This is a genomic window from Burkholderia sp. Ac-20353, from assembly GCF_017104785.1.
In the GTDB taxonomy this organism is placed as follows: Bacteria; Pseudomonadota; Gammaproteobacteria; order Burkholderiales; family Burkholderiaceae; genus Burkholderia.
The window spans coordinates 1-1,286 of sequence record NZ_JAAGPL010000494.1 but is presented as its reverse complement, the minus strand read 5'-3'; the positions used below and the strand labels follow the sequence as shown (position 1 = coordinate 1,286).

Below are 1,286 nucleotides of genomic sequence, written 5' to 3'. Positions count from 1 at the left end.
CGCCTGTCTCCGCTTTCTGGGTTCCTGGTACGGATGTGCGACAGTGTCTTGTCCATTCTTCCGTTCAGGAGAGATTCCATGGAGCCCACGACGATCGCCATCGACCTAGCCACGCGCGTTTTCCAGATTCACTATGTCGAGCCTGATACTGGCGCGATTCATAGCAAGGTTCTCAAACGTGCCCAGCTCGTGCCGTTCTTCGCCAACCGGCCGGCGAGTCGCGTCGTCATGGAAGCCTGTGGCAGCGCTCATCACTGGGCCCGGGTTTTGGCGCGACTCGGCCACGACGTGCGGCTCATTGCAGCTCAGTTCGTGCGCCCATTCGTCAAGTCGAACAAGAACGACGTGGCAGATGCCGCAGCGATCTGGGAAGCGGCTCAGCGTCCTGGCATGCGGTTCGTGGCCGTCAAATCGGCGGATCAACAGGCGATGCTGGCGCTACACCGGATGCGCCAGCAACTGGTCCGGATCCGCGTCATGCAGGTCAACCAGTTGCGAGGATTGTTGTATGAATTCGGCGTCGTCTTGCCGCAGGGGCGGCGCCAGTCGATTCAGGCCGCGCAAGCAGCGATTGCGTCGCTGGCCGATCAACTGCCGGCGATGCTGATCGATAGCCTCCGGGATCAACTGTCTCGACTCCATCTGCTCGACGAGCAAGTCCAACGCATCGAGCAGCGCATCCTCGAATGGCGACGCGGCGACGAAGCGTGCCAGCGGATCTCGGAAATTCCGGGCGTGGGCCTGTTGACGGCAACTGCAGCCGTGTCGGTCATCGGCCAAGCGAAAGCCTTCCGATCCGGACGGGAATTCGCGGCCTACCTAGGCCTCGTGCCGCGACAGAACAGTTCCGGGGGCAAGGTAAAGCTCGGCGGCATCAGCAAACGTGGTGACGTGTATTTGCGCACCCTGTTGATTCACGGTGCCCGAGCCGTGATATCGAGTTCCAAACACCTTCCGGCGCACATGCGGGATCTGCTGGCACGACGCCCCACAAATGTTGTGGCGGTCGCACTGGCGAACAAGATGGCGCGAACGATCTGGGCATTGCTGGCTTACGGTCGAACCTATCAACCCGCAGCATCATTGCCGAGCTGAAGGCCCGATCAACGAACATCAAACTCATCCACGGTTGCACAGGTGATGCTGAACGATGGCAAGACAGGTTGGACCGCGCAAGGGCAAGCCTGAGACATTTCTCGGACTTCGAGTCCGCTATTTAGATTAGGAACCTTGCGGCGAAATCCATCGGGGCCGGCAGGCACGTCCTGCGATCGAGTCCGGATATA

At 60.3% G+C, this 1,286-nt stretch carries 2 protein-coding genes; one reads left to right on the top strand and one right to left on the bottom strand.

Features of this window, described 5'->3' with window-relative positions:
- Positions 1-78 precede the first annotated feature (78 nt).
- A complete protein-coding gene (locus G3N94_RS41545; RefSeq protein WP_205799938.1) occupies positions 79-1,095 on the top strand; it encodes an IS110 family transposase in 1,017 nt (338 codons plus the stop codon).
- A gap of 8 nt (positions 1,096-1,103) precedes the next feature.
- Here the strand turns inward: G3N94_RS41545 and G3N94_RS41540 are convergent.
- Positions 1,104-1,286 (bottom strand): hypothetical protein (locus G3N94_RS41540; protein ID WP_205799937.1); only part of this gene is annotated, 183 nt, incomplete at its 5' end.